The 25,976-nt window shown below is 53.9% G+C and carries 26 protein-coding genes and 1 tRNA gene; 9 read left to right on the plus strand and 18 right to left on the minus strand.

Going from position 1 to position 25,976, the window contains the following annotated elements; genetic code table 11:
- The first annotated feature begins 16 nt into the window (after window positions 1-16).
- From EOV40_RS11875 to purF, 3 genes are read left to right on the plus strand one after another with little or no spacing between them, the layout of a single operon-like run.
- A complete protein-coding gene (locus EOV40_RS11875; protein ID WP_128106063.1) occupies window positions 17-367 on the plus strand; it encodes a phosphoribosyl-ATP pyrophosphatase in 351 nt (116 codons plus the stop codon).
- Window positions 368-418: 51 nt separating this feature from the next.
- Window positions 419-943, plus strand: coding sequence for a CvpA family protein (locus EOV40_RS11880; protein WP_128106064.1), 525 nt, complete (start codon window positions 419-421; stop codon window positions 941-943).
- A gap of 46 nt (window positions 944-989) precedes the next feature.
- On the plus strand, window positions 990-2,477 hold the full coding sequence (gene purF, locus EOV40_RS11885; RefSeq protein WP_087651594.1) for an amidophosphoribosyltransferase: 1,488 nt from the start codon (window positions 990-992) through the stop codon (window positions 2,475-2,477).
- 82 nt (window positions 2,478-2,559) lie between these two features.
- On the opposite strand, the gene EOV40_RS11890 is transcribed toward purF, so the two are convergent.
- The 3 genes from EOV40_RS11890 to EOV40_RS11900 are packed head-to-tail and all read right to left on the minus strand — an operon-like array spanning window position 2,560 to window position 6,438.
- Window positions 2,560-3,258, minus strand: a complete 699-nt coding sequence (locus EOV40_RS11890; RefSeq protein ID WP_128106065.1) for a PqiC family protein — start codon at window positions 3,256-3,258, stop codon at window positions 2,560-2,562.
- Window positions 3,259-3,262: 4 nt separating this feature from the next.
- Window positions 3,263-4,972, minus strand: a complete 1,710-nt coding sequence (locus tag EOV40_RS11895) for a PqiB family protein (protein ID WP_128106066.1) — start codon at window positions 4,970-4,972, stop codon at window positions 3,263-3,265.
- Entirely contained in the window at window positions 4,969-6,438 is a 1,470-nt protein-coding gene (locus EOV40_RS11900) for a paraquat-inducible protein A (RefSeq protein WP_128106067.1), read from the minus strand. Before EOV40_RS11900 ends, EOV40_RS11895 begins: the two co-directional genes overlap by 4 nt.
- Before the next feature lie 171 nt (window positions 6,439-6,609).
- Between EOV40_RS11900 and EOV40_RS11905 the strand changes: the two genes are divergently transcribed.
- Window positions 6,610-6,682: transfer RNA gene (locus tag EOV40_RS11905), tRNA-Thr, on the plus strand.
- An 85-nt stretch (window positions 6,683-6,767) separates the two neighbouring features.
- Here the strand turns inward: EOV40_RS11905 and EOV40_RS11910 are convergent.
- The 11 genes from EOV40_RS11910 to EOV40_RS11960 form a co-directional block, all read right to left on the minus strand.
- The gene (locus EOV40_RS11910) at window positions 6,768-8,459 is read right to left on the minus strand and encodes an ArnT family glycosyltransferase (protein ID WP_128106068.1); all 1,692 of its coding nucleotides are present in this window, start codon (window positions 8,457-8,459) and stop codon (window positions 6,768-6,770) included.
- On the minus strand, window positions 8,453-9,226 hold the full coding sequence (locus tag EOV40_RS11915; RefSeq protein ID WP_128106069.1) for a glycosyltransferase family 2 protein: 774 nt from the start codon (window positions 9,224-9,226) through the stop codon (window positions 8,453-8,455). Before EOV40_RS11915 ends, EOV40_RS11910 begins: the two co-directional genes overlap by 7 nt.
- 26 nt (window positions 9,227-9,252) lie before the next feature.
- A complete protein-coding gene (atpF, locus tag EOV40_RS11920; RefSeq protein ID WP_019088569.1) occupies window positions 9,253-9,756 on the minus strand; it encodes a F0F1 ATP synthase subunit B in 504 nt (167 codons plus the stop codon).
- Between the two features lie 23 nt (window positions 9,757-9,779).
- Window positions 9,780-10,361: a F0F1 ATP synthase subunit B family protein gene (locus EOV40_RS11925; protein ID WP_050820279.1), complete on the minus strand. Its 582-nt coding sequence runs from the start codon at window positions 10,359-10,361 to the stop codon at window positions 9,780-9,782.
- A gap of 49 nt (window positions 10,362-10,410) precedes the next feature.
- Window positions 10,411-10,635: an ATP synthase subunit C family protein gene (locus EOV40_RS11930; RefSeq protein ID WP_003624142.1), complete on the minus strand. Its 225-nt coding sequence runs from the start codon at window positions 10,633-10,635 to the stop codon at window positions 10,411-10,413.
- Between the two features lie 55 nt (window positions 10,636-10,690).
- A complete protein-coding gene (locus EOV40_RS11935) occupies window positions 10,691-11,440 on the minus strand; it encodes a F0F1 ATP synthase subunit A (RefSeq protein ID WP_003624139.1) in 750 nt (249 codons plus the stop codon).
- A gap of 54 nt (window positions 11,441-11,494) precedes the next feature.
- Window positions 11,495-11,797, minus strand: coding sequence for an AtpZ/AtpI family protein (locus tag EOV40_RS11940; protein ID WP_128106070.1), 303 nt, complete (start codon window positions 11,795-11,797; stop codon window positions 11,495-11,497).
- Between the two features lie 119 nt (window positions 11,798-11,916).
- Window positions 11,917-12,846 carry a signal recognition particle-docking protein FtsY gene (ftsY, locus tag EOV40_RS11945; protein ID WP_050818627.1) on the minus strand — a complete coding sequence of 310 codons (930 nt, stop codon included), beginning with the start codon at window positions 12,844-12,846 and terminating at the stop codon, window positions 11,917-11,919.
- A gap of 1 nt (window position 12,847) precedes the next feature.
- Entirely contained in the window at window positions 12,848-14,092 is a 1,245-nt protein-coding gene (gene mtaB / locus EOV40_RS11950) for a tRNA (N(6)-L-threonylcarbamoyladenosine(37)-C(2))-methylthiotransferase MtaB (RefSeq protein WP_128106071.1), read from the minus strand.
- Window positions 14,089-14,901 carry a diaminopimelate epimerase gene (gene dapF / locus EOV40_RS11955; RefSeq protein ID WP_128106072.1) on the minus strand — a complete coding sequence of 271 codons (813 nt, stop codon included), beginning with the start codon at window positions 14,899-14,901 and terminating at the stop codon, window positions 14,089-14,091. The genes mtaB and dapF overlap by 4 nt, the downstream gene beginning before the upstream one ends.
- Window positions 14,902-15,006: 105 nt before the next feature.
- Window positions 15,007-15,408 carry a VOC family protein gene (locus EOV40_RS11960; RefSeq protein WP_003624126.1) on the minus strand — a complete coding sequence of 134 codons (402 nt, stop codon included), beginning with the start codon at window positions 15,406-15,408 and terminating at the stop codon, window positions 15,007-15,009.
- A gap of 46 nt (window positions 15,409-15,454) precedes the next feature.
- Between EOV40_RS11960 and EOV40_RS11965 the strand changes: the two genes are divergently transcribed.
- The gene (locus EOV40_RS11965) at window positions 15,455-17,500 is read left to right on the plus strand and encodes a hypothetical protein (protein ID WP_128106262.1); all 2,046 of its coding nucleotides are present in this window, start codon (window positions 15,455-15,457) and stop codon (window positions 17,498-17,500) included.
- Between the two features lie 121 nt (window positions 17,501-17,621).
- On the plus strand, window positions 17,622-19,379 hold the full coding sequence (locus EOV40_RS11970; RefSeq protein WP_128106073.1) for a DEAD/DEAH box helicase: 1,758 nt from the start codon (window positions 17,622-17,624) through the stop codon (window positions 19,377-19,379).
- A gap of 60 nt (window positions 19,380-19,439) precedes the next feature.
- Here the strand turns inward: EOV40_RS11970 and EOV40_RS11975 are convergent, their stop codons facing one another.
- A complete protein-coding gene (locus tag EOV40_RS11975; protein ID WP_230844588.1) occupies window positions 19,440-20,000 on the minus strand; it encodes a hypothetical protein in 561 nt (186 codons plus the stop codon).
- Between the two features lie 184 nt (window positions 20,001-20,184).
- Here EOV40_RS11975 and EOV40_RS11980 point away from each other — a divergent pair, with 184 nt between their 5' ends.
- Window positions 20,185-21,777, plus strand: a complete 1,593-nt coding sequence (locus EOV40_RS11980; RefSeq protein WP_128106074.1) for a S10 family peptidase — start codon at window positions 20,185-20,187, stop codon at window positions 21,775-21,777.
- A 67-nt stretch (window positions 21,778-21,844) separates the two neighbouring features.
- On the opposite strand, the gene rpsI is transcribed toward EOV40_RS11980, so the two are convergent.
- Window positions 21,845-22,333, minus strand: coding sequence for a 30S ribosomal protein S9 (gene rpsI, locus EOV40_RS11985; RefSeq protein ID WP_003624653.1), 489 nt, complete (start codon window positions 22,331-22,333; stop codon window positions 21,845-21,847).
- A 5-nt stretch (window positions 22,334-22,338) separates the two neighbouring features.
- Complete coding sequence (gene rplM / locus EOV40_RS11990; protein WP_128106075.1) at window positions 22,339-22,815, minus strand: 50S ribosomal protein L13; 477 nt, start codon at window positions 22,813-22,815, stop codon at window positions 22,339-22,341.
- 206 nt (window positions 22,816-23,021) lie between these two features.
- Between rplM and EOV40_RS11995 the strand changes: the two genes are divergently transcribed.
- Window positions 23,022-24,353 carry a hypothetical protein gene (locus EOV40_RS11995; RefSeq protein ID WP_128106076.1) on the plus strand — a complete coding sequence of 444 codons (1,332 nt, stop codon included), beginning with the start codon at window positions 23,022-23,024 and terminating at the stop codon, window positions 24,351-24,353.
- A complete protein-coding gene (locus tag EOV40_RS12000; protein WP_128106077.1) occupies window positions 24,353-25,225 on the plus strand; it encodes an SDR family oxidoreductase in 873 nt (290 codons plus the stop codon). The genes EOV40_RS11995 and EOV40_RS12000 overlap by 1 nt, the downstream gene beginning before the upstream one ends.
- Window positions 25,226-25,253: 28 nt before the next feature.
- On the opposite strand, the gene phoU is transcribed toward EOV40_RS12000, so the two are convergent.
- Window positions 25,254-25,970, minus strand: a complete 717-nt coding sequence (gene phoU / locus EOV40_RS12005) for a phosphate signaling complex protein PhoU (RefSeq protein WP_050818636.1) — start codon at window positions 25,968-25,970, stop codon at window positions 25,254-25,256.
- Window positions 25,971-25,976 lie beyond the last annotated feature (6 nt).

The raw sequence follows: 25,976 nt of genomic DNA on the forward strand, positions 1-25,976 counted from the left end.
TTGACCAAGGGTGAAGATGCAGCGCATCATTCACCTTATGGTTACTTCACTTCCACCTGCCTCTCCTCCAGCCAGCACCGCGCTCAAGCGGCTCTGCCGGCAGGTCGGGCTTCATGCCACAAACTGCACTGCCGCGTTTATAGATAACCGGGAGCAGGATATTGTGCATGAAAGCGCTTTGTTTCTGCAAACCCTGCACAAATTGTGGGAAAGCCAGGATGTTGATCCGGCCGAAGTATGGACAGAACTGCTGCGTAGGCTGGAAGTGGCAGAGCTGTTGATGAAGTTGAATCAACCGCCGCATCGGAAAAAAAGAAATGGCAAGGTTATGCGCCCTTGGCGCGTTACCACCAGCAAACTGCCATAAAATACAGAAGCGCATGACAGGTCGCTCATTCATTGGCATAAAGCCTGCCTCATGGCTGCCATAGATGCCCTTTCCCTGCTGATTATTGGCCTGTCTGCCCTGCATGGTGCTTGGCGAGGGTTCACCCGGCATGCGCTCGGCTTTGTAAGCTGGGGCATTGCCATTGTGCTGGCGCTGCGTTTCCATGCAGCTTTTCTGCCTTTTGTGCAGCGATTTATCACTTCCCCAACCGGCGCACAGATAGGCTCCTTTGCTCTGCTTCTGCTTGGGGTATTGTGCGCGGGTTATGTGCTTTCTGCTGCCATTGTCCGAATCGTTAAAGCTACACCCTTGGATGCGCTGGATCGGTTACTGGGCCTGCTTTTTGGAATTGTGCGGGGGATGTTTTTGGTGGTCGTGCTGTTCATGGCCGCACAATGGTTACTACAACCCCAAGACATGGCCGCCCTGACAGAAGATAGCCGGCTTACCCCTTACATCCGGCTCGGCGCATCCCATATCCAGCCATATCTACCGGATTTAAGCGCAAAAGGGGTTGCGCGGAATCCTTCTACAGGTCATGACGCCACCTTGTGATCCCATACGGCCAGTTTCTGACCTTCTGCGGAGGCCCTGCACGCTTATGCTCGCCCATCCCACGCCGTCTGCTTCCTTGCCTGATCCACTGACACTGGATGATGATCATCCACACGAAGAATGTGCTGTCTTTGGTATCTGGAACGCTAAGGATGCTGCTCCCCTTACCACTCTGGGTTTGCACGCCCTACAACACCGCGGGCAAGAAGCCGCCGGTATTGTCTGTTTTGACCCGCAGGAACGTCGCTTTCACTCTCACCGAGGCCTAGGCCTTGTCAGTGATGTGTTTGCAGATTCCCGCGTTATGGCTACGCTCAAAGGCACACGTGCCATTGGCCATAACCGCTACGCCACAACAGGCGCCACGCTGCTCCGTAACGTACAGCCACTGTTTGCTGAATTTGCGTTTGGCGGCTTGGCTGTGGCCCATAACGGCAACCTGACAAATGCCGATACCCTGCGGAGCGAACTTATACGCCGTGGCTGCCTGTTCCAGTCCACCACGGATTCGGAAGTTTTCATCCATCTGATTGCCATTTCTCTTTACGCAACAGTGGAAGACCGGCTGATTGATGCGCTAAAACGGGTAACCGGCGCGTATTCATTGGTTGTGCTGTCTGAAGATGCCCTCATCGGTGTGCGTGACCCCATGGGTGTACGCCCGCTGGTGCTTGGCAAGCTGCCTTCTGAAGATGGTAAAGAACCCTCTTGGGTTCTGGCATCCGAAACCTGTGGTCTGGACATTATCGGGGCAGAATTTGTGCGTGATGTGGAACCGGGCGAACTGGTTGTGATTGATGAAAACGGTATCCGCTCTCTGCGCCCGTTTGGTGATACACACCCACGTTTTTGCGTGTTTGAATACATCTATTTCGCACGCCCCGACTCTGTTCTGGAAGGGCTGCCTGTTTACGAAGTGCGTAAGCAGATTGGCCACGAACTGGCGCGTGAAAGCCATGTAGAAGCCGATGTGGTGGTGCCGGTGCCTGATTCCGGCGTGCCTTCAGCTATCGGTTACGCTGAAGCCAGCGGTATTCCGTTCGAACTTGGCATTATCCGCAACCATTACGTGGGCCGCACCTTTATCGAACCCACAGATCAGATCCGGCATTTGGGTGTGAAGATGAAACACTCCCCCAATCGCCCAATTCTGAGCGGTAAGCGCGTTATTCTGGTGGATGATTCCATCGTGCGCGGCACCACATCCCGCAAGATTGTGGATATGGTGCGGGCTGCAGGGGCAACAGAAGTGCATATGCGCATTTCTTCCCCACCCACTCGGCATTCCTGCTTCTATGGCATTGATACGCCAGAACGCAGCAAACTGCTGGCAGCTCAGAATGATCTGAAAGCCATGGCGGAACTGATTGGCGTGGATAGCCTTGCCTTTATTTCGCTAGACGGTTTGTATCGCGCTATGGGTTACAAAGACCGTCAGGCAAGCGATGCCCGCTATTGCGATGCCTGCTTTACGGGGGACTACCCTATTCCCCTGATCGACCACGATGCTGAGTTTGGCCCAGGCACCGCCTGAGGCCAGCTTATGACCAAATAAAAAAGCGGCCAAATTGGCCGCTTTTTTTTGTAACCTTCACTCACCACAGTTTAGAGCGATATCATCCGTGCTGTGCTTTCTTGCGCACAATGGTGTGCCGCCCGGTGGATTGACCGGAAGGAAGCTGACGTAGCTGCTGGGCAGCAACATCCGCCAACTGGCCCAGCAACTGGCTTAACACCTGCACCATTGGCATGGTGGCACTGGCCTGTGTGCCCTGCAGTGTAAAGTTCTGCATATAATACTGCTCATCCTTGCCAGGAGCACCAGCTGATGCGGGCTGGATGGAAAGCGTGGCATCCAGCTCCACATTGCCAGACGGACCGGTTGAGAAGCGACTGATGGACATATCCACATAGGCTTCCGGCTCAGTCGCCACGGTATCATTCTCTACAAACACGCCTGTGCCCGGCAGGCGCTGCGCCAGATCACCCGCCATAACGCGGCTGATCTGGGCTGGCAGGGAATCGCTCCATGCATCAGCAGAAGAGACTGTAAGCTTATAGCCGCTATCTGCCGTAACAATCCGGTCTCTATCCAATCCAGATGCCACCGTAGGCAGGCGCACTTCTACAAAGCGTGGTCCACCTGGCTGCGGTTGGCCGGGCGTAACCGCCAATGTGTAAAGTGATGGGCTCCCGCCAGAACAGGCCGTGAGCGTAAAGGCCATAACACCCAGTCCGGCCACCCCGCTCAGACGGAACAACATACGCCGGTCAAGACGGGTGTTCATGGGCTTGCAAGAAACAGTTTGCGTCATGATCTTATCGTCCTGAAAGCAGCGCAGAAGGATGGTTGGTCAGGAAATCTGACAGGAACCGCAGGGAGCGCGCTGTCTGCCCCAACTGCACCACCATGGATTGCAGATTCCGATGGAAATCACTGTTGCCGCCATAACTGGCCAGCAGGCGGTTGGCATTCTGCAGTGTTTGATCAAGTTGCTGTGCCATTTCTGGCAGACGCTTGCTCAACGGTGCCATGCCATTGCGCAGATCATGCGTAAGGGCCTGCAGGTTCTGCATGGAATTGCGCAATCCAACCAGAGATTGCTTAACTTCCGGGCTAACCAACGTCTGATCTGCATGAGCCAGCAGGTTATTGGCGTTTGTGCCAATCTGTTCAAACGGCATAGCCGCCAGACGAGACGTAATCGTGGACAGCGAATCCATAATTCCGCCCATACCACCGGCTTGGCTTGGAATAACCAGCGTAGGACCTTCCATACTGGTTGTGGCCGGTGCGGGGTTCTTGATGAAGTTCAGGGAAATCATCCCCTTCCCCGTCAGGAAGCTGACACTGTCTGTTGAGGCACGCAGGCCATTCGCCACCAGAGTGCGGAACATATCTGTCAGATTATTATTCCGCAGTTCAGCCGGAGACAGCACGCGTTCTGGCTGAACTTCCATACCAATACGCACACGCGGGTGCCCCGGGTTGGAACTTAGATCCAGCTTCACGCTGGTCACATTCCCCACCTGGATCCCGAACATCGTCACCTGGCTGCCAACATCCAAACCTTTGACAGAAGACATTACATAAGTGGCAAGTGGCACGCGCTCACGGTAGCCTGCGTTATCTGCATCTTCATGGGTGTCATACAGCTTGAAAACTGTGTTGGCTGGAGCTTCTGATGCTGGATGCAAACGGCTTTCTGCAACAGGCGGCAGACCAAAAGCCACGCCACCAGAAAACAATGCCTGCAAAGATTGCAGCTGCACCTTAAGACCACCTGCACCAAACCCAACCTTAACACCAGAAACGTTCCAGAAACGGGAATTGGTGTTCAGATAATGATCGTAAGGTTCGCGCACAAAAATCTGGATCAGTACAGGACCGCGCCCACCAGGTGGCATGGTGTAACCCAGCACTTCCCCCACATCCACATCACGGAAGAAAACAGGTGCTCCCTGCCCGATAGACCCAATATTACCGGCTACCAGCGTGTAAATACGGCCGGGCTGATCTGAACGCACACCCGGAGGAGCTTCCAGCCCCTCAAAGGTTGTGGTGCGTTTGCCTGCGGGGTGGCCATCCTTGTTCAGCCCCGGGTCAAACGCAATATACGCGCCAGACATCAGGGTTTCCAAACCGGTAATGCTGGCACCGTTGATACGTGGACGCACAACCCAGAACCGGCCGCTATCCGTCAGCATATCATTCGTACCCTTGTTCATACGGATACGCACTTTGACATGCCGCAGGTCATCAGTCAGCGAAACACCTTCCACCGTGCCCAGAACCACAGATTTATTTTTGACCTGTGTCTGGCCGCTGGTCAGGCCATCGGCTGTATCAAATACAACGGTAATTTCTGGTCCATTGTCCATAAAACTGCGCCAGACCAAAAAGCCCGCAATCAGCACGGAAACAATGGGAATAATCCAGATAATGGAAAACCGAATGCGCCTTACCAGAGCATCCTGAGCACTTTCCCCTTCTGGAGGAGAGAAATGATTATGACTGTGTCCGTTCACGCCCTGTCCGGCTCCATGTTGTCCCAATGTGCAGCGGCCTCAATTTTTGCCGGACAATTTTGCCCGGCATCGGCTGGGGCCGAATCACCGTTTTTGCCCGCTGCATCCCACATCAGCCGAGGGTCAAATGCATGCACTGCAAAAATTGTCAGCACCACAACAGCGGCAAAACATACCACACCGCCATTAGCGCTAATGCTGGCCATACTGCTAAAGCGCACCATGGCCACCAGAATGGAAACCATGAATACATCAATCATAGACCAGCGCCCGATAACATCTACCAGCCTGTAAAGTCTGGATCTGGCAGCCAGATTTCGTGCAGAATGGTATTTGGTACTGATCACCATAAACATCAGCCCGATAATTTTAAGAACGGGCACCAGCACACTGGCAAACAGCACCAGCAGGGAAAGTGGTATCATGTTGCTTTCCCACAGCTCTATGGCCCCTTCAACAATGGTATGCCCCGTACCTGCACCCAGCCGAATAACGGTCATAACCGGGTAGATATTGGCGGGCAGATAGAACACCACAGCGGAAACAAGCAGTGCCACAGTGCGGGCAATGCTATCTGGCTTGCGTTGGCGCAGCACATGGCCGCAGCGAGGGCAGAACCCTAACGGGGCTGTTTGATCCAGCTTTTCATCAAACAGCAGCACGGCAGAGCAAGATAGGCAGGATACCATATGGCTGGCTGGTGGCATTTGGTCACTTGGGCCTACTTCCTCGCAGGATAGGCGTACGCGCTGGTTATCCATACGCCGCAAGCTGGTATCTGTTTGCCGGCGCCGCCAAATGAGTTCCGTATCCAACGTAGCATCTGTGGCAGACATGGTGACCATAAGTGAGGCGACCAGAAAGACCGCAGCCCCCACCTGCACATAAGCCATATCTGACAGCTTGGTGTAGGCCACAAAAACGCCCAGAATATACACTTCCACCATCGACCACGGGCGCAAGCCTTCATACCATTTAAGAAGGTGAGGCACCCAGAATGGCAACTTGGGCTGAAGCGCGCCAACCAGCACCAGCATCATCATGCTGATCACAAGCCCAGGCACAATAATGGTGGCTATGGCCACCAACACGCCAATTTCGCCCCAGCCTTCATGCAGCAATTCTATCGGGCCGGTCAGAATATCTACGGTTCTCTCTCGCCCATACAGATCCAGCATCATCAATGTGGAAAGCAGCATGGCCAGATAGAGAGACGCCGAGCTGATACAAAAAGCCAAGGGTGTTGCTATGGGAGAAGTGCGATTGCGCCGATCCAGCAATTGCCCACATCGGCAGCAACGGGCCTGTGTTCCGGGTTTAAGTTCTGACAGGTGCTGGTAATGACCACAGCAAGGGCATTCCACAATTCCCTTCACAAGCCGAACATGCCGTTTTTGATCAACCGGAACATTCTGCCCGGGATTAAGGGCCTCCCGCACCAAGCCAAATAACTGCGACATGTTCATACGGATAGTTCTTAAAACGAAAAAACTGTTCCGTCACACTCAAAACAGAATGGCACCCCTGCTTAAAGCCAGAAATAACGTTTTGTTGTCGTCCAAACCTCTGGGTGAATTGCAGTTTTTCCTTGCGTAGGCACAGGGATCATGATAGTCACCGCCCCGCAAACAAAATGTGCCCGCTTAGCTCAGTTGGTAGAGCACGTCATTCGTAATGATGGGGCCGGTGGTTCGAATCCGCCAGCGGGCATTTCCCTTTGCACTTCCCAAAATACTGAACGCACTTTTACATTCTGCTGTAGAAATTCGTTTTATATCCGCCCATTCAAACAGTTTTACTGCTTTGGCGGCGTATTCAGCTTGTACAAACTTATGAGCAAATGATGGCCGTTCGAGTAATTCAGCCCACCGACTGTGCCGAGGCTCACGGCATCCGCTGCTTTATGACCCAAGGCTGCCATAAATGCGGGGGTATCTCGCTGATCAACAAGTGCCACAGTGCACTTTGCATCTGCCTTTATGGCTGCTGCCGCATTTTCTGCACCTGTTAGCAACACCTTGCCGCCCAGCAGAAAGACCAGACTTGGCTCAGAAAATGATACTGACACCACATGCGACTCTGCACACGGTTGATGTGCTTGCACCAATGCTGTCAGACGCGGGGCCAACCAGATGCTCTGCAACTGCGGCACCACAACCGTAAACAAACCCACATAGAGCAGTACAGCCGCAGCCACACTGGTTAAAGCAGCCTGTTGCAAACGTGCGCGTGAAATATACCACGTTGCAAGACCAACCAACGGCAATACACCCAAGGCCAGAACAATAGCTGCTGCAGATATTTTGTGTTCCAACACCCACACTAAAGTTGGGCCCGCAACGGCCAAGGCAATGCCCACCAAAGCCCACGCAACAGCATAAATGCTTAGCAGCACCTTGCCCCAAACACGGGCAGGCCAATGACGCCATACATCCCCGCCCTGAACCAAAAAGGCAGCTATAAGAATGGCTATAGCGGGATAAGTAGGCAACACGTAATGCGGGAGCTTGGTAGCAATCGCTTCAAACACCACCCAATGTGGAACAATCCAGCACAGCAGATAGCGCACCGTTTCTTGCTTGCGCGCGCGCCAAACCAGAGGTGCGACACAGGCTGCAAAAAATGAGCCAGGCCAAAACGCCAGCAAAAAAACCAACAGGTGGTAGCCCGGCGGCAGCCCATGTGCTTGCTGCCCAGACGCAACCTTTCCTAAGAAATTAGTGCCAACAGCATTCCGAAAAAACTCACCGTGGCTCACAACCCCAATAGCAACGCACCACGGCACCAAAATAGCAGCGGACAAAAGCCAGCCCCATGCCGGACGCATTCTGCGCCACAGACCAAAATCTCGATCCAGCATTCCCAACACCCACGGTGTTGCAAGAGATGGGATAAGAATAACCGGCCCTTTCAACATGAGGCCGCAGCCAATGGCGCCCCAATACAGCAACGCACGTTTTATGGGTGTGGCCACACCTTGCTGGCGATCCCGCAAAGCGCCTGTTAGCGCCAACTGCGCAAGCAAAACTGTAAGCAGCAGGCAGGAATCGATTGTGGCCATACGGCTTTCTGCTGCAACCAGCACAGAAGCCATAAACAACAAGCCCGCACCCAAGCCGGCCGAAGCCCCAAACAGCATGGAGCCAATAAGCGCCGTAAGAACAACAGCGCCAGACATAGCCAGAAGTGAAGGAATACGGTACGGCCAAACAACCCGCTGATGCTGCATTCCTGTAAGAGAAACAGCCGCGGCCTCCAGCCAGTAAATACCAGCGGGTTGCAAATAACGTGGTTTGTCCTGAAAGCGCACATCTACAAAATTGTGCGATTCTAGCATTTGCGCCGTGGCTTCCATGTATCGGGGTTCATCCCGATCAAATGGTGGCGTAACAGCTCGCCCTGGCAGAAACAGCAAAAAAGCAGCAAGGCCTAAAAGCAGCAGGGCTTTAAGAGAAAGTGGCTGGTGACCGTTTTTCTGATTCAGCATTCACGAATCGATTTTGGAAGATGTGTACGATTCCGCAGCCACATCACGCCCAGCAGATCACGCACGCCAACCACCGCACGATTGAAGTTGGTATATTTAGACTGCCCATGCAAACGCGGCCGATGCGTAACAGGGTGGCACACCAACGGCACACCGTAAGAGCCAAACAACGCCGGAAGAAAACGGTGCAAACCTTCAAACTGCGGCAAGCGGAGGAAATCTGCTCGTTGGAAAATTTTGATAGGTGCGCCTGTATCCGGGCACTGATCATTTAAAAGTTTCTGCCGCAGCCCGTTAGCAAAACGCGTTGCAAAACGGCGGGACCAACCATCTTTACGGCGTGTGCGCACCCCTACCACAAGCGGTGCCCTGCCCTTGGATGCCTGCGCTTGAGCAAGAGAAACTAAAGAGCCCAGTTCACGCGGGTCATCCTGACCATCGCCATCAATAGTGGCAATCCATCTACCACGAGCCGCTGTAATACCTGTGCGCAATGCAGCAGACTTACCGCAACGTCGATCATGGGAAAGAATGCGTAAGCTTGGCAAACATTCATCCCGCAAGCGCTGCAAAACTTCTACGGTCTGATCTTGGCTGCCATCATCTACAAAAACAACTTCGGCCGCAGGCAATTGCTGCATGGCCTCGGCCAGTTCACGGCAAACCTGTGGCAGATTATCCTGTTCATCCAAAACAGCAATAACGATGCTCAGTTCACACTGAGCATCGTTATGCTGTGACGGTGAGGCTGAAACCAGACCTGTCACGTATTCACCATTCAGCTGATAATGTTTCAGGCTGCCTTGCGCGCAAGAGCGGCAGGCAAACCAGCCAGCGCCTGATCAACAAGCCCTGCGGCTTTCTGCTCATCAAGCGTCTGAGGAATAACACCGTTGGCAGCCTGTACGGCCACATCAATTGCCAACTGGCGCACTTCTTTAACAGCAGCGCGTTCTACAGCGGCAATACGATCACGCGCCATTTGCTCATGGCGCTGCACAGCGGCTTCTGCCTCTGCACGTGCTTTCTGGGCCATTTCAGCAGCCTGCTGATGTGCCTGCTCTACATAAGACTTAGCTTCTGCCAGTGCCTGCTCACGATCACGCGTGGCATCTTCTAGCATCTGCTCAGCTTCTCTTCTCAAGCGGGCAGCTTCATCCAGTTCTTCACGGATACGGTTGGCACGGCTATCCAGAATGGTGGCAATTGGCCCCCAAATCTTTTTACCAACCAGCACGAAGAACAGAACGAACGAAACAGCGACCCAGAAACCCGCTTCGTGAAAAATGCCAGACATGACGAAAATTCCCCCGGAGCTGGTCAGATAGTGCTGTGCGCCGAAGCGCTTTCAACCTTCTGGGCAACAAGCTGAGCATCAGGCACAATACCCGTCAGACGCTGAACCAGAGCCTGCGTGGTATCACCTGCAATTTCTTTAAGCGCGCTCAATGCACGCGTTTTTTCCTCAGCCACGCGTTTTTCGGCATCAGCAATTTCTGCTGTTACCCGCGCATTAATTTCCTGCATCTGCTGTTCGGCAGCTTTATGTTCTTCTGCCAGAACCTGATCAAGATGCGCCTGGGCTTCTGCCATGGCATCTTTACGGGCCTGCTGAAGTTCAGCAACAGCTTTATCGGCGTCCTGCTTAGCAGCGCGTGCAATTTCCAGATCCCCAGAAATACGCTTGCTACGGTCTTCCAGCACCCGGGCAACGCCGGGCAGCATGGCTTTGCTGAGCACCATATAAAAGACGAAGAAAATTACCGCGCCCCACATAACCTGACCGGTTACAAGGGGGTTGGCAAAATCTAGCTGAGGCATTCCCGTGGCGTATGCACCAGGCGCGGAAACGGCCAGAAGAGACACACCGGAAACCGTTGCGAACAGGCCGGCACGAAGCATCTTCTTAATCACACCCACAGGAATGTTCTCCTCTTTCCTGAAAGCTTTCTCAGACGAACAGGATCAGGAACGCGATCAGCAGCGCGAACAGAGCGATAGCTTCTGTCAGAGCAAAGCCGAGCATACCCAGACCGAACACATGCGGGCGGGAAGCCGGGTTGCGCGCAATGCTGCTTACCAGCGTGGAGAAGATGTTGCCGAGGCCGATACCAACGCCGGCAAGGGCGATCACGGCGATACCTGCACCGATTTCCCGGGCTGCAGCGATGTCCATATCAGTCACTTCCTTGTTTCAAGTACAGTTCAAACGAAACGGGCAAAGCAGCTCCTCAGTGAGCCACGGCCTCCCGCAGGTAGATGCACGTCAGAATGGCAAACACATAGGCCTGCAACACACCAACAAGCAACTCAAGAGCCATCAGTGCCACGTTAATGGCAATCGGCCCAACCGCAAACACGTCACCCACCACACCAAAACCGGCGAGCATGATAACAAAGCTTGCGAAAATATCGAACATGACATGCCCGGCAACCATGTTGGCGAACAGTCGGATGGAGAGGCTGACAGGACGCGAAAGAAAAGAAAGAATTTCAATCGGGATCAGCAGCGGAGCCAGAAACGGGCTAGCGCCTTCCGGCATGAAGTGCGCAAAGAAACGCAGCCCCTGCACCTTAAGGGAGACAATAACCGTAAGCACAAACACCATCATGGCGAGCGCAAAGGTTACGGCAATATGGCTGGTGAACGTAAAGGAAAACGGCAGCAGACCAATATAGTTACCGGCCAGAATAAAGAAGAACAGCGTAAAGATGAACGGAAAGAACGCCGTGCCTTCTGGCCCGATCGTATCAACCGCCATGTTATGAATAAATTCGTAACAAACTTCTGCCGCTGCCTGCAAACGACCGGGAACAACTGCCGCTGGGCGCATACCAAAATACAGGAACGCCAGAACCAGACACACTGCCACAATCATGTACAGGGGGGATTGGCTGAAACGCAATGCTTCGCCCAGCCCACCAAGAACGGGATGAAGCTCAAACTGTTCAAGTACGTTGATGCTGGAACCGCCCGCCACAACCGCTCTCCTAAAACCCTTTACCGCATCCGAATCGTGTCGGATTACAGCTTCTTACTTGCCGTCTATCGACTTGACCAGCCGCCAAACATTCAGCACGCCAGCACCTCCGCCCATCAGCGCGAAGATAATGAGAAAAACTACCCGGGTTTTGAGCCAGTGATCCAGCTCCCACCCAATAGCAACGCCTACTATCAGTGCTGAAAGCATTTCTGCCCCAGCTCTGAGCGCCAGCCCAGGAAGAGATTGCTCTACAGCATCTTCTTTCTCGGCTGAATCTCCCTTTTTCTCCAAGCCAGAGCGGCGTTCTGCCGCCTTTAGCCGAGCATCAAAGGAATCGTCACCGTTCTTACTCATTCTTCGCCCCTTCAGAGGGGTGCAGGCGCTTGCTAACGGGGCTGTCATATCCTGTCAAGAAACCATGATGGATAGAAGCATCAAAATCTGTCTTTTCCACCATAATTCTCCACAAAAAATCAGACTGTGTCAGCCACACCCACTAAACCGCGTGCATAATCCACTGCGGAGAAAGGTCGCAGATCTTCTGCCTGTTCACCCACACCCACGGCATGCACGGGCAGGCCAAACTGATCAGCCAGCGCCACCACAATGCCTCCACGGGCAGAACCATCCAATTTTGTCACCACCAAACCGGTCACATTCACAAGTTCGCGAAACACCCGCACCTGCTCCACAGCATTCTGGCCAGTTGTGGCATCCAGCACCAACAGCACGGAATGTGGTGCCGTTTCATCGAACTTACGCATGACGCGAATAATCTTGGCAAGTTCTTCCATCAGCGCACTTTTATTGTGCAAGCGGCCAGCCGTATCCACAAACAGCAGATCAGCCCCTTCAGCCTTACCGCGTTTAAGCGCTTCAAAGGCCAAACCGGCGGCATCTGCACCCGGGGGGCCAGCAATAACCGGGCAACCGGTTCTTTCCCCCCAAATCTGCAGTTGCTCCACCGCAGCGGCGCGGAAGGTATCACCCGCCACCATCATCACCTTCTTACCTTCCTCAGTAAAAAAGCGGGCCATTTTGCCAATGGTGGTTGTTTTACCCACACCATTTACCCCCACCACCAACACAACATGCGGTTTGTGCGCGGGGTCAGGCTCAAAAGGTTTGGCAACTGGCTCAAGAATGGTGGCAATTTCGTCTGCCAAGGTGGTGCGAATTTCTTCGTCCGTCACCTCAGTGCCAAAACGGGAGGATCGGAAGGATTCGATAATACGCTCTGCAACAGCCGGCCCCATATCTGCTGTAATCAGCAGATCTTCCAGCTCTTCCAGTGCCTCGTCATCCAGCTTGCGCTTGGTGAAAATGCCCGTAATACCCCCACCCAGCTTTTGGGTAGAACGTGACAATCCCTGCTTGAGACGAGAGAAAAAACCAAGCGCCATCTCAGATCCTTTCCACCACCAGCCCTGCACTTTCGGCCATTGTGGGCTGAAGGGTTATAATTTCCCCCACCTCGGCTTCACCCTGCGCAAGCCGCACCGGCGCAAACTGCTCACTATGGCCGGTGGTTGGGGTTTCCATCAGCACACGTAAGGGCTGACCTATAAGGCTTTCATAATACCGGGCGGCAGAGGCTGCCCCCACTTCCCGCAACTGCGCGGCACGCGCCTTGCGTTCAGGCACAGGCACTGCACGCATACGCGCTGCAGGCGTTCCAGGCCGCTCACTATACGGGAACACGTGCAGATACGGCAGCGCCTGCTGTGCAAGAAAACTGCGGGTTTCTTCAAACAGCGATTCGTCTTCTGTTGGAAAACCCGCAATAACATCCGCGCCAATACCAATATCTGGCCGCAGGTTCCGCGCACGTTCTACCACGCGTGCTGCATCTGCCACCAAATGCCGCCGCTTCATGCGCTTAAGAATAAGGTCAGACCCAGCCTGCAAGGAAAGATGCAGATAGGGCATAAAACGCGGCTCTTCAGCCAGAAGCTGCCAGATATCTTCATCAATCTCGACCGGATCAACCGAAGAAAGGCGCATGCGCTCCAGTTCTGGCACCAGGCGCAACACGCGGCGGCAAAGCTGACCAAGCACCGGTTTGCCAGGCAGGTCTTCCCCCCAAGATGTCATATCCACCCCAGTCAACACCACTTCCCGATACCCTGATTGCACCAGAGCCCGCACCTGCTCCACCACTGCCCCCACAGGGACAGACCGAGACGGCCCACGCCCAAAAGGAATAATGCAGAACGTGCACCGATGATTGCACCCTTGCTGAACCTGCACAAAGGCCCGTGTGCGACCTGCAAACTCAGTCACCAGATGCGCGGCCGTTTCCTTGGCTGCCATAATATCGGACACAGCAAGTGGCTCAGACAAGGCTGAAGCAGACCAGCTTTCGGCCTTCAGCTTTTCCTCATTCCCCAGCACACGGGCTACGCCGGGCAGATCGCTCCAGCTTTCGGGGTTAATCTGGGCCGCACATCCAGTAACCACAATGCGGGCATCCGGGTTTTCACGATGCGCACGCCGAATAGCCTGCCGCGCCTGCCGCTCTGCTTCTCCCGTAACGGCACAGGTGTTCACGATAATCACATTATCCAGGGAAGCTGCGTGGTTACGCATCACTTCACTTTCCCATGTGTTCAGACGGCAGCCAAATGTGAGAATTTCTGGCTTGCTCATTCCGGGTACGCGGCCAGATCAACCGCCCCCTCAAAAGCTGTTGTTGCAGACCCTGTCATGAGCACATGATTGTTGGCTGCCCATTCAATCCGCAGAACGCCACCGTCCAACTCCACTTCACACACACGCTCGATCAAACCGCGCCGTGCTGCGTTCACCACGGCAGCACATGCACCTGAACCACAGGCTTCTGTTACACCGGCACCGCGTTCATGCACCTTGAGCCGCATACGTGCAGGCCCATCAATACGCGCAAACCCGATATTCGCCCGTTCAGGAAAAAGCGGATCATGTTCCAGCGCATCCCCTTGCGAGAGACGTGCAAAATCTTCCACAAAAAACGTTGCGTGCGGGTTCCCCATAGATGCCGCGGCAGGATCACCCTCCAATGGCAGATGCAGGGTGTCCATTTCCGCAACCAAAGGCACATCCTGCCAATTCAGGCGGGGCTCACCCATATCTACCGTAATCAGGCCGTTTTCTTCTATCCGGGCAGGCAAACACCCGGCACGCGTTTGCAATACAGGTGTTCTGTTTCCCGTTTCCCGCCAGATCAGATCTGCCACGCAACGTGAAGCATTTCCGCACGCACCTGCTTCTGATCCATCAGGATTGAAAAAACGCACAAAAACATCTGCCCCTTCTGCACAGGCAGGGCGCAGCGTCACCAACTGGTCACACCCAATACCACGGCGCCTATGCGCCAAGGCAGCTATACGGGCTGGCGTAAGGGACAAATGCCCACCGCGCTCGTCCAGAATGACGAAATCATTCCCCAGACCATGCATTTTACGGAAAGATGTCAGCATGCTGTGGCTTATACGCCACTTTAAGCGCCGATGCCATGAGAGAAAGCAGCCAGCAGGCCCGGAAATCGGTCTTTCCCGCGCTCTACTGGCATAATTGTAACGTGCTTACAGGAAGCGCCCCGGGGCACCGCGCTGCAATACTTCAATTTTATAACCGTCCGGGTCGGTCAGAAAAAAGAACTGCCCAACCACCTGACCTTTATTTTCCAGCGTTTTAACCGGTGTAACCGGATGTCCGGCTGCTTCCATACGATCGTGTTCTGCCTGCACATCCGCAACAGACACAGCAAGATGGCCGTAACCCTCCCCTAGATCATAAGGTTCTGTACGTCCGTGATTGATTGTGAGTTCAAGCTCAAAAGTCTGCTCATCATTGGCCAGATACACCAATGTAAAACTCTCAAATTCAAACCGACCCACAGGTTTGATGCCAAGCGTATCTGCGTAAAAATGCGTGGAACGCGCCTCGTCCAACACCCGCAACATGCTGTGGATCATCTTGGCCATAAAAATATTCCTTTACCAAACAGAGCATAATAAAAACCAACGCCTGTTGCTTAACGCACATCTTTTTTCCCTGAAATTATTTTTTAAGGAGAGAGCTCTTTACGACAAGCTAAGGAAAATGGTTCACCTTCATACAAGAACCACTTCAACAATATTTGAAAAGCGAATGCGCATCTTCCGCCAGTTTTCCTGCCGCATGGCACGTCATATCAAAACAGGCCTATGCATGGGCACTGTGCTGGCCTCTGGCGGAATGGCCATGAACTACGCCTATGCGGCAGCGGATGATGCGGCCTCGCTTGATGCGTTGGAACAGCAGATTGCGCGCATTCAAACCGAACAGCGCGAATTGCAAAAAGCACTCGTAAGCGTGCAAAAACAGATTGCCCAGCGCCGCGGCACTGTACACGCCGGTAATGGCACTTCCACTACAGCGCGGGCTGTTTCTGGCAGCCACCATGCCGTTGCCAGTTCTGGCTCTGGCGTTACTGTTGCCATGCAGGATGGCACGATTGCCAGCACCGCCTCCACAGATCCGGGCATTAGCGCACCAGCTTCCACACGCTCCATGCGCCATGCCATGGGCCCAGATGCGCAGCCGGTATTTTCTGGTAAAAATGATACCCCTGAAGTGGAATCTGTTGTTGGGCACCGTGCGGAAGACATGATTGCCCGCATTGCAGAAAACCAGGTTGGCCCGCACCAGCGTGAAACGGCTGGCGCACAGGCCGCCGGTGCGCTGGGTGACCACGGCGTGTTCCACCTAGGGCCAATAACCTTGATTTTGGGTGGTTTTCTGGATGCGGCAGCTGTGGAATCAAACCGCCACACATCTACCGGCACCTTTAACTATTGGGCAGACATGCCTTACAAAGGCGATGCCCGTTATCATACCGATAACTTTGAAGGCAGCGCACGTTACAGCCGTATATCCCTTATGGCCCGCGGAAACGTAGATAAGAACTCCACCATTTCCGGGTTTTACGAAATGGACTTTGGGGCAGGTGCTTCCACAACAGATCCATACGAAAGTAACAGTTACACCTTCCGTATGCGTCAGCTTTATATGGCCTACGATAACAGTGCTCTGAACTTCCACTTTCTGGCCGGACAAGCATGGAGCATGCTGACACCGGGCCGCGTGGGTATTATTCCTCGCCAGGAAAATCTGCCACTCACCATCGAATCCTCCATGCTGGCAGGCCAGACATGGGCGCGGCAGCTCCAGTTCCGCTTTGTAAAAGACTTCTTCCAGCACAGACTATGGGCAGGTCTTTCCATCGAAAACTCGGCCACGCTGTATAATGTTGATAGCTTTTCAAGCGTGACAGACGGGCAGGTACGCCTGCCAAACGGACGCATAGCAACTGTTGGGTATGACGGCACCGGTCTGACAAACAATGCCCTCTTCCCCAACGAAATTGCCCCAGACATTATTGGTAAACTGGCATGGGACCCACACTGGGGCCATTACGAAGTTGAGGGTATTCTGCACTTCCCCCATACCCGCGTTTCCGAACTTGGTGGCGGACGCAACCATACTGCCATTGCTGGCGGTGGCGGTGGCTCTGTGGTGCTTCCCGTCCTTCCGCATAAGGTGGAAGTACGGCTTGCTGGTTTGGCTGGGGTAGGTATTGGCCGCTATGGCTCCGTGCTGCTTCCTGATGCCACCCTCAATTCCAGAGGCGAGCCCTCACCCATTCCATCCGTACAAGGCACGGCTGGCGTGATTGCCCACCCCAACCAGCTTATCGATGTGTATGGCTATTTTGGTTACCAACAGGCTGGACGTCGTTACTTTGATGCCAATGGCTCTGCCTATGGGTATGGCAACCCATCGTTTGATAACAGCGGCTGTAATGTTGAAATGGCCACAGAGCTTTCAACCCTTGGCTGCACAGGCAACACCCGCAGCGTTATGGAAGCAACCGTTGGCGCGTGGTATCGTTTCTTCAAGGGCCATTACGGCACTGTAGAAGCCGGTTTGCAGCTTGCTTATTCCCGCCGCAAGGCCTGGGAAGGGCTGGGTGGCGCCCCAAGTGCTGGTATGAGCCAGGTTTTTATGGATTTCCGCTATCTTCCTTTCCAGTAAAAGCGCATAATTCCTGTGCTATAAAATCATGCAGTACAGGGTTCTGCCGTCAAACTACTAGCTTTTCCGGGCAGGAACCTTTATCTCGCATTTCTATTCCCGTTGCCCGGATCCGGATTGTATGCCTTTTCAGAATGCTCCTGCCCCTCTCGCTCGTGCTCTTGCTGCACGTGGCTTTACTGCTCCTACCGCTGTTCAGGCCGCCGTTCTGGCCGATGATGCCAAAAATCGCGACCTGCTGGTTTCAGCCCGCACCGGATCTGGCAAAACTGTTGCTTTCGGCCTAACGCTGGCTGACCTGCTGCTGAATGATGCAGGCCGCTGCGTGCCATCTGGCGCGCCTATCGCTCTGGTTATTGCTCCCACGCGTGAACTTGCCTTGCAGGTGCGCAGTGAACTGGAATGGCTGTATGCCGAAACCGGTGCACGCATTGTTTCCTGCGTTGGTGGCATGGAACCCCGCAAGGAAGCCCGCGCTCTTGCCTCTGGCTGCCACATTGTTGTGGGCACACCGGGCCGCCTGTGTGACCATCTGCGCCGCGGTGCGCTTGATCTTTCACACCTCAAAGCAGTGGTGCTGGATGAAGCAGATGAAATGCTTGATCTCGGCTTCCGTGATGAGCTGGAAACCCTGCTGGACGCCATGCCCAAAGAGCGGCGCACCCTGCTGTTTTCCGCAACCATTGCACGCGATATTGCAGCCCTTGCACGCCGCTATCAGCACGATGCCCTGCGCATTGATACAGTAGGTGCTAACACTCCCCATGCCGACATTACCTACCGCGCCGTTCTGACAGAACAGGGCGATATGGCTGGCACGGTTGTAAACGTGCTGCGGTTGATGGAATCCTCCGCTGCCATCGTTTTCTGCCACACACGTGAAGCGGTGCGCCAGTTGCAGGCGATTCTGACAGAACGCGGTTTTTCCTCCGTCGCCATTTCAGGTGATCTGGGGCAGAACGAGCGTAGCCGCGCCATAGAAAGCCTGCGCCACGGCCAAGCCCGTGTGTGCGTGGCAACAGACGTGGCTGCCCGCGGTATTGATATTCCAGATTTGGGGCTGGTTATTCATGCCAGCCTGCCTTCCAACCCAGCTACCCTGCTGCATCGTTCCGGCCGTACAGGCCGTGCGGGCAAAAAAGGTACCTGTGTGTTGCTGGTACCGCCCGCACGTAGAAGATTGGCAGAGCGCCTGCTTCAGGCTGCCAAGGTTACCGCAGAATGGAGTGGTGCCCCTACCCCGGCTGCCATTGCCACGGCCGATGCCGAACGCCTGTTAGGTGCTCCGTTCCTTTCTGCTCCAGCACCAGAAGATGCAGAAACGCAAACGCTAATCGGCCGCCTTACAGCTGAACACACGCCAGAACAGTTGGCTGCAGCCCTTGTTGGCCTATGGCATAAAAGCCTGCCGGCACCTGTTTCTGTGCGCGTCATTACACCAGATGCTCGTCGTGCTCCGCGTGAGCGTGATCCAAACCGCCCTGTGCGCGAAAGAGAACGCGCCCCTGCGATGGATGGCAAATGGTTCCGCCTTTCTGTTGGCCGTGAAGATCGGGCAGACCCCAAATGGCTGGTGCCCATGCTGTGCCGCTTGGGGAATATTAAAAAGCAGGATATCGGCTCTATCCGTATCACGCAGGACCACACACTGGTTGAAATTTCTCCTGATAAAGCCGAGCAGTTTGCGTCTTGCGCCTCTGCCACGGACCCGGATGAAATTACAGTAGAACCAGCAGCAGCACCCCGCAAAGGCGGCGGTGGTGGTGGCGGGCCTCGCCCAGCTTATGCTGATCGAAAACCAAAAGGTGGCCGCTCTTTTGCGCCACGTCGGGAAGGTGCCAGCAAAAACGGTTCTTCCCGCAAGCGTAAGTCAAAATAACTTTGTACTCCTCAACCCATCAGGCCGCATTCAAGCGGCCTGATGCAGTTTGAGCCAGCCTTACAAAGGCGGCAGAGTGGTTGCATCGCGCAGGTCTGAAGAAACCCGGTCTTTCTGAGCCTTCCAAGCCTTACGCGTATTTTCCCCCGCATTGTTCCAACGGTCTGTAACGTTCTTTTCTGCGTTGGTTACGCGGTCACGCTGCGCCTGTAGTCTTTCACGCGCTTCCTCACCGCTGTTGTTCCAACGATCCCGAACGCTCTTTTCCGCATTGGTGACACGGTCACGCTGTGCCTGCAGTTTCTCACGTGCTTCCTCACCGCTATTATTCCAGCGATCCCGCACATTCTTTTCCGCGTTGGTGACACGGTCACGCTGTGCCTGCAGCTGTTCACGCGTTGCTTCAGTGCTGTTATTCCAACTGTTGCGCACCTGATCCCGCGCAGCCTGACCACTGTTTCTAAAACCAGATGTCAGATTATTGGCATCATTACGCACGCTATCACGCGTTGCATTCAGTTGGTCTTGTGCGTCCTGTTGCAGGCAACCTGTCAGAGACAGGCATGGATCAGCATGTGCCAAAGATGCCGTGCCAGCCAACGCTGCCACAGATAAACTCATCACCGCAAATTTCTGAATAAACCTCATAATAACCTATTCTTTCTTCAATTCTGTCCACACGAAGTGGAGCGTTAATGAATTTTTAGACATGTAATTCTGGCAAAAAATAGTCCACCCCGGCCCTTGCGAGAACACGATTGCAGACGCAGCATAGCGACAAGTATTTTCGAGAAACTCAAGGATCATGCGTATCGTGATAAAATCTGTTTTCTACCCGGCAAAATGGCCAAGTTTTAGCAAGCTGAAGCTTGCTGGCTCTTTGGCGGTTGCCCTTAGCCTATCTACCGCAGCCATAGCCGCAACCGAGCCATCACCACCGCCAACCAAGCCCATACCCCCATTAACAGGCCCAGCTCCGGCACAAACGCAAACAGATACATTTCACAATGAAGCAGCCCTGCTGCCTCAGGATGCCATCACGCATCACACTGGCATTTTTGATAAGCGCAAGATCTCTTACACAGCCCATACCGGCACCCTGACGCTACGGGATGATGAGGGCGCCCCTACAGCACGTGTTTTTTACGTTGCCTATACGCAGGATGGTGTAGATCCGGCACATCGGCCCGTTGCCTATTTCTTTAACGGCGGCCCGGGTGCAGGCACGGCTTACCTGCATTTAGGTGCAGCTGGACCTTCCGTTCTCTCTTTCCCCAATGGCAACCCGGCAGATGGTGCCAATGCCCAGCTTACTCCCAACACTGAAAGTTGGCTGGCTGCAGCGGATCTTGTGTTTATAGATGCACCCGGCACGGGCTGGTCTATCCCCACAGATGCCAAAAAAGCCGCCAAGACATTTTACGGTGTCAAACAGGATGCCCACGCATTTGCCAAGGCCATTCAACTTTGGGCACAAAGCAATAATCGGCAGATTTCTCCACGCTATCTTGCGGGTGAAAGTTACGGTGGCCTACGAGCAATTGAAGTTGCAGATGCCCTCGCGCAAGAACAAAACATTCTGGTCAACGGGATCATCATGATCTCACCTGCACTGGATATGACACTGCTGGACACAACCAACGATATTCTGGCAACCAGCTTTGTCCTGCCCTCTCTGGAAGCATCCCAACTGGCGCTCCAACATAAGCTCACACCAGAAAATGCCGCCGGACATTTGGATAGCGCATACCATTACGCCATTGGCCCATACCTCAGCACCTTGGCCAATACGCCACTTGCCGGAAATGCTGCACAAGATTTTTATGAAGACGTTGCCGCGCATTCCGGCATACCGCTTGAAACTGTCGTAAAAGAAAGCGGCATGCTGCAACCAGAAGCTCATGATGTGCGCAGCCGTGGTGGGCGACTTTATTCTTTGTACGATGGTACGTTTTCTATTGCCGATCCATTCCCCGAAGGTGTGGAAAATGGTGCAAGCCCAGACCCGATTCTGGATGGCTTTACGCGTGCCTATGGCAGTGCATTTGAGCAATATGCCGCAACAAACCTGAACTTTCGCACGCCACTGACTTATTCACTATTGAACATGAAGGTGAATGAAGCGTGGGACTATCGAGATGGAAGCACCCCTCTTATCCGCCCCATTCCTACTCTCCGCCGTCTTTTAGCACTTAACCCGACATTACGGGTTTTTATTGCCAACGGGTATTATGATCTGGTCTGCCCCTTTGCTTCATCACGCTGGGTTGCTGAGCATATCCCTGTAGGCAGAAACCGTATTGCTCTGCATACCTACCCCGGCGGGCATATGCTTTATATCCGTGCAGACAGCCGCGCAGCCCTTGCGCAAGATGCCAAAACTTTCATGACGCCATAAAAAAAACGGGTGGGGAATTTCTTCCCCACCCGTTTTTGCCAAACGGTAAACCGTTTTTCCCGACAGATCAGCGCTTGCTGAACTGGAAGGAACGACGTGCTTTGGCGCGACCGTATTTCTTACGTTCAACCTTACGGGAGTCACGCGTAAGGAAGCCAGCAGCCTTAAGGATGCTGCGCAGTTCTGGTTCATAATGTGTCAGCGCACGGCTGATACCATGACGAACAGCACCTGCCTGACCAGACAGACCACCACCGGTTACGGTGCAAACCACATCGAACTGGTTGTAGCGGTCAGATACAAGGAAAGGCTGGGTCAGCAGCATACGCAGCACGGGGCGCGCAAAGTAGGTGCCAACCGGGCGGCCGTTAACGGTGATTTCACCCTTGCCAGGCTTGATCCACACGCGAGCAACTGCGTCTTTACGACGGCCCGTTGCATAGGAGCGGCCCTGAGCGTCACGCTTGGCTTCATAAACCGGGGCGTCAGAAGCAATTTCTGGAACCACGGTCTTCAGATCGGCCAGCGTGCCTGTACGTTCCTGAGTTTCAGACATTCTGCTCAGCCCTTCTGCACGTTAACAACGTTCTTGCGGTTCATGGCCGCAACATCAAGCTGCTGGGGGTTCTGGCCAGCATGCGGGTGTTCTGAACCAGCATAAACATGCAGGCTGCGCATCTGCTGACGCTGCAGCGGACCGCGTGTGATCATGCGTTCCACAGCTTTTTCAACCAGCTGACCCGGATTCTTGCCTTCAAGGCGCTGCTTTACAGTACGTTCCTTGATGCCGCCGGGGTAACCGGTGTGATAGTGGAAGAGCTTCTGATCAGCCTTGCGGCCTGTCAGGGCAACTTTTTCCGCGTTGATGACAACAACGTGGTCACCGCAATCAACATGCGGAGTAAACTGAGGCTTATGCTTGCCGCGCAGGCGCTGGGCAATGATGACGGCGAGACGACCTAGAGCGAGACCTTCGGCATCGATCAGGATCCAGTTCTTCGTCACCTCCGCGGGCTTCAGCGAGAGGGTGGTCTTCATGACACTGATTCCATACTAGAACAGTTGTGTATCCAAGATGGCGCCTTATGCGGTGCTCAAAACAAAAGGTCAAGCACTGTTTGCGTTGATGTCTGTATTTTCAGGGGGTTTTCTATAGGTAACATATTACCGTATCGGCGCTTGCAGCCCCATCCGCCATGCACTAAAGCTGGTTTTGTGTCCCGAAACAGTAGGATTTCCAACGGGTGAAGAAGAACGTTCTGGTCATGATTTCCGGCATTGCCATTCTAGGTGGCATTGGTTGGCTTGGTGCACGCCATGCCGAACACCTTATGCTGGACAAAAGCATAGAGCGTTTTAGGCAAACCTTGGGGCCTGATGCTTCTTTTACATATAAGAAAGCCACACCCGGTGTGCTGGGGCGCAGTGTAAAGTTTACCAGCCTCGTGTTCCGCCAAGGGCCAGAAACCATAACTGCAGATGAAGCAGAGGTTTCCAAGCCTGTTACCAAAGGCTCCGAGTCTCCACTTATTGAGCATCTTACCTTCCGCAACTTTCAAATGGCAGATACGGCAGGCAGCCTGCATCTGGCAAAACTGGCCATGGAGGGCGTGACACTCCCTGTAAAGGAAGATGTGCACACACCAGCGCATACGCTTTCTATCCAGCATGCAGAGGCCACAAAGCTGCACGGGTTTATTGATAGCCTGCAATCCGATATTGCAGCCGATACCGTTACGGTAGATGACTTTGGAGAAAGCATGGCCTCACACCTTGAGGCCACAAAGCTACAATTTTCTGCGGATGTGCCGCCTGCACGCCATGTTTCTGCTGACCATGTGGGCATTGATGGGCTGGATCTGGCCGGACTGTACAATAGCCTTACAACCGGAACAGCTTATACCGGCCGCAATGGCACCCGCGATATCCAGATTGACCACCTTGCCATTGATGGTGACAGCCCGCTTCTACGCGCTGTAAAAATTCTTTCCCATTCCAGCAGGTCTGAAGCGGCTGAACAGGAAGTTTCCAGCGTACAGGATGCAGAACTCTGGCCCAGCTTGCCCAATATGTCGTGGCTACCCGCCCTAGGTTATGATCGCCTACGTGCCTCTGTGGTTCTGAACGACACGCATGATCTCAAAACAGACAAATTGCATATTGAAGAATTGAGTGTAGATGCCGCCCAGATGGGCCGCCTGCATCTGGATGGAGATTTTGCCCAGGCAGGTTCTCATACTGTGGTAGCTGCAAATGCAGATATGCAGGTTTTACACATGCACATGAACTATATGGATCATGGGCTTGTGCCTAAAATACTGGATCAGGCTGCCAAGGCACGCAACATGAACCTGCAGGATATGCTGTCCGGCTGGCAGGAACAGACCAAACAGGGCAACAACCCGATTCTAACGCAAGCACTTGCCTATGCTCTGCACCCTGAAAAAGGCCCGCTGGACATCTATATCCAGCCACAGCGCCCTCTTCCCCTCATGACAGTTCTGGCTTCTTTGGGGGCTGTGGGCGTGGCACCACAAATTGCGCAGCAGGTCGGCCTTTCCCTGCATACGCCGTAATGCTGCCTCCTCAGACATCCCAACCTGCGGCAGAGCCTGTGCATGTTATCGGGGCATCAGGCCGCTCCGGGCAAGCTGTGTGTCAGGCTTTGCGAGATCAGGGTATTCCTGTTGTTCCGATTGTGCGTAACGCCAGTCGGGCAGCAGGATTAGAAAATATCCGCGTTGCTGATCTCACAGCCCCTACTGAGCTGGTAAAACCCGCATTGGCAGATGCCACGCGTATTGTTTGCACAGCGCATGCGCGTAATATCCCAGCCTTGCTAGCTGCGGCACCTGCTTCTGCCAAATTGGTATGTTTGGGCAGCACGCGCAAATTTACCCGCTGGCCCGATGCACACGGTAATGGGGTTCTGTTGGGTGAAAAAGCCCTGCTGGATTCCGGGCGAGATGGCATTATTTTACACCCCACCATGATTTATGGTGCACAGGGTGAAAATAACGTGCAGCGTCTGGCGGCACTCCTACGTTTTTTGCCTGTTATCCCTTTGCCCAATGGCGGCACAGCTTTGGTGCAACCCATCTGGCAGGGAGATGTGACTGCCAGTATTCTGGCCGCACTTGCACAAACATGGCATGGCCCACGCAGCCTTGTGATTGCCGGGAAAAATGCCGTAACCTACAAACAGTTTGTAACGTTGGTAGAACAGGCTAGCGGATTACGCTCGCGCCCATTTATTTCATTATCCGCCAAACTGCTTATGGCGTGTGCCCGTATAACAGCTCGGGTTCCCAGGCTACCTGAAATTGGGCCGGATGAAATTCGGCGTCTACTTGAAAACAAAAATTTTGATATTTCGCAGATGCAGGATTTTCTGGGTGTGTACCCCATAGACCTGCAAGAAGGATTGGCGCGTACCTTTAAAAGGTAAAAACCCGCCAATCCTTACTTTTAGACAATCAAGACTGTTTGTTGGCGTCTTTTCTGGCAGCTCCGCCTCTCGGGCGCACTGCAGGCAGCATATTGCCGGTAACAGCGTAATAAACCCGTTCTGCAATATTGGTGGCATGATCACCAATGCGTTCCAGATTTTTCGCGACAAACAGAAGATGGATACACGGGCCAATCTTGCGCGGGTCTTCCATCATATACGTCACTAGTTCGCGGAACATGGCTGTATACAGCTCATCCACAGCCGTATCCGCATTCCACACTTCCATGGCGCGGGTGCTGTCATTTTCCACCATAGCCTCAATAGCCTTGTGCAGGTTTTCCTGAACAAGGCGCGCCATGGCCCGTAATGGGCTAAAGGAAAATGCACCGTCCAGCGGTTCCACCTTCATGGCGCGGCGGGCAATGCTGGAGGCATAATCGCCAATACGTTCCAGATCACCGCTCATTTTCAGAACGGCAACAATCATGCGCAAATCCACCGCCATTGGCGCGCGCAGAGCCAGAATGCGGATCGCCAGCATTTCTGCCTCACGCTCCAGCGCATCCACCTCTGTATCCAGTTCAGGTGGTTCAATCGCGGCTTCTTCGTCCTGATCCACCACTGCGGCAATGGCCTGCGCTGTCTGGCGTTCCACCAAACCACCCATGCGGGCAACAATTCCACGCAGCCGATCAAGCTCCTGATCGTATCGGGTAACGGTATGTGCGGGTTCGTTTCCCATAACGTG

The organism is Acetobacter oryzoeni, from assembly GCF_004014775.2.
GTDB classification, from domain to species: Bacteria; Pseudomonadota; Alphaproteobacteria; order Acetobacterales; family Acetobacteraceae; genus Acetobacter; species Acetobacter oryzoeni.

What these genes read in the sequence shown, in the direction of transcription:
- EOV40_RS11875 (WP_128106063.1), top strand. Translation starts at nt 17, where the DNA reads ATGCAGCGCATCATTCACCTTATGGTTACTTCACTTCCACCTGCCTCT.
- EOV40_RS11880 (WP_128106064.1), top strand. Translation starts at nt 419, where the DNA reads ATGGCTGCCATAGATGCCCTTTCCCTGCTGATTATTGGCCTGTCTGCC.
- purF (WP_087651594.1), top strand. Translation starts at nt 990, where the DNA reads ATGCTCGCCCATCCCACGCCGTCTGCTTCCTTGCCTGATCCACTGACA.
- EOV40_RS11890 (WP_128106065.1), bottom strand. Translation starts at nt 3,258, where the DNA reads ATGACGCAAACTGTTTCTTGCAAGCCCATGAACACCCGTCTTGACCGG.
- EOV40_RS11900 (WP_128106067.1), bottom strand. Translation starts at nt 6,438, where the DNA reads ATGAACATGTCGCAGTTATTTGGCTTGGTGCGGGAGGCCCTTAATCCC.
- EOV40_RS11910 (WP_128106068.1), bottom strand. Translation starts at nt 8,459, where the DNA reads ATGCTGAATCAGAAAAACGGTCACCAGCCACTTTCTCTTAAAGCCCTG.
- atpF (WP_019088569.1), bottom strand. Translation starts at nt 9,756, where the DNA reads ATGTCTGGCATTTTTCACGAAGCGGGTTTCTGGGTCGCTGTTTCGTTC.
- EOV40_RS11925 (WP_050820279.1), bottom strand. Translation starts at nt 10,361, where the DNA reads ATGCTTCGTGCCGGCCTGTTCGCAACGGTTTCCGGTGTGTCTCTTCTG.
- EOV40_RS11930 (WP_003624142.1), bottom strand. Translation starts at nt 10,635, where the DNA reads ATGGACATCGCTGCAGCCCGGGAAATCGGTGCAGGTATCGCCGTGATC.
- EOV40_RS11940 (WP_128106070.1), bottom strand. Translation starts at nt 11,797, where the DNA reads ATGAGTAAGAACGGTGACGATTCCTTTGATGCTCGGCTAAAGGCGGCA.
- ftsY (WP_050818627.1), bottom strand. Translation starts at nt 12,846, where the DNA reads ATGGCGCTTGGTTTTTTCTCTCGTCTCAAGCAGGGATTGTCACGTTCT.
- mtaB (WP_128106071.1), bottom strand. Translation starts at nt 14,092, where the DNA reads ATGAGCAAGCCAGAAATTCTCACATTTGGCTGCCGTCTGAACACATGG.
- dapF (WP_128106072.1), bottom strand. Translation starts at nt 14,901, where the DNA reads ATGCTGACATCTTTCCGTAAAATGCATGGTCTGGGGAATGATTTCGTC.
- EOV40_RS11960 (WP_003624126.1), bottom strand. Translation starts at nt 15,408, where the DNA reads ATGGCCAAGATGATCCACAGCATGTTGCGGGTGTTGGACGAGGCGCGT.
- EOV40_RS11970 (WP_128106073.1), top strand. Translation starts at nt 17,622, where the DNA reads ATGCCTTTTCAGAATGCTCCTGCCCCTCTCGCTCGTGCTCTTGCTGCA.
- EOV40_RS11975 (WP_230844588.1), bottom strand. Translation starts at nt 20,000, where the DNA reads ATGAGTTTATCTGTGGCAGCGTTGGCTGGCACGGCATCTTTGGCACAT.
- EOV40_RS11980 (WP_128106074.1), top strand. Translation starts at nt 20,185, where the DNA reads ATGCGTATCGTGATAAAATCTGTTTTCTACCCGGCAAAATGGCCAAGT.
- rpsI (WP_003624653.1), bottom strand. Translation starts at nt 22,333, where the DNA reads ATGTCTGAAACTCAGGAACGTACAGGCACGCTGGCCGATCTGAAGACC.
- rplM (WP_128106075.1), bottom strand. Translation starts at nt 22,815, where the DNA reads ATGAAGACCACCCTCTCGCTGAAGCCCGCGGAGGTGACGAAGAACTGG.
- EOV40_RS12000 (WP_128106077.1), top strand. Translation starts at nt 24,353, where the DNA reads ATGCTGCCTCCTCAGACATCCCAACCTGCGGCAGAGCCTGTGCATGTT.
- phoU (WP_050818636.1), bottom strand. Translation starts at nt 25,970, where the DNA reads ATGGGAAACGAACCCGCACATACCGTTACCCGATACGATCAGGAGCTT.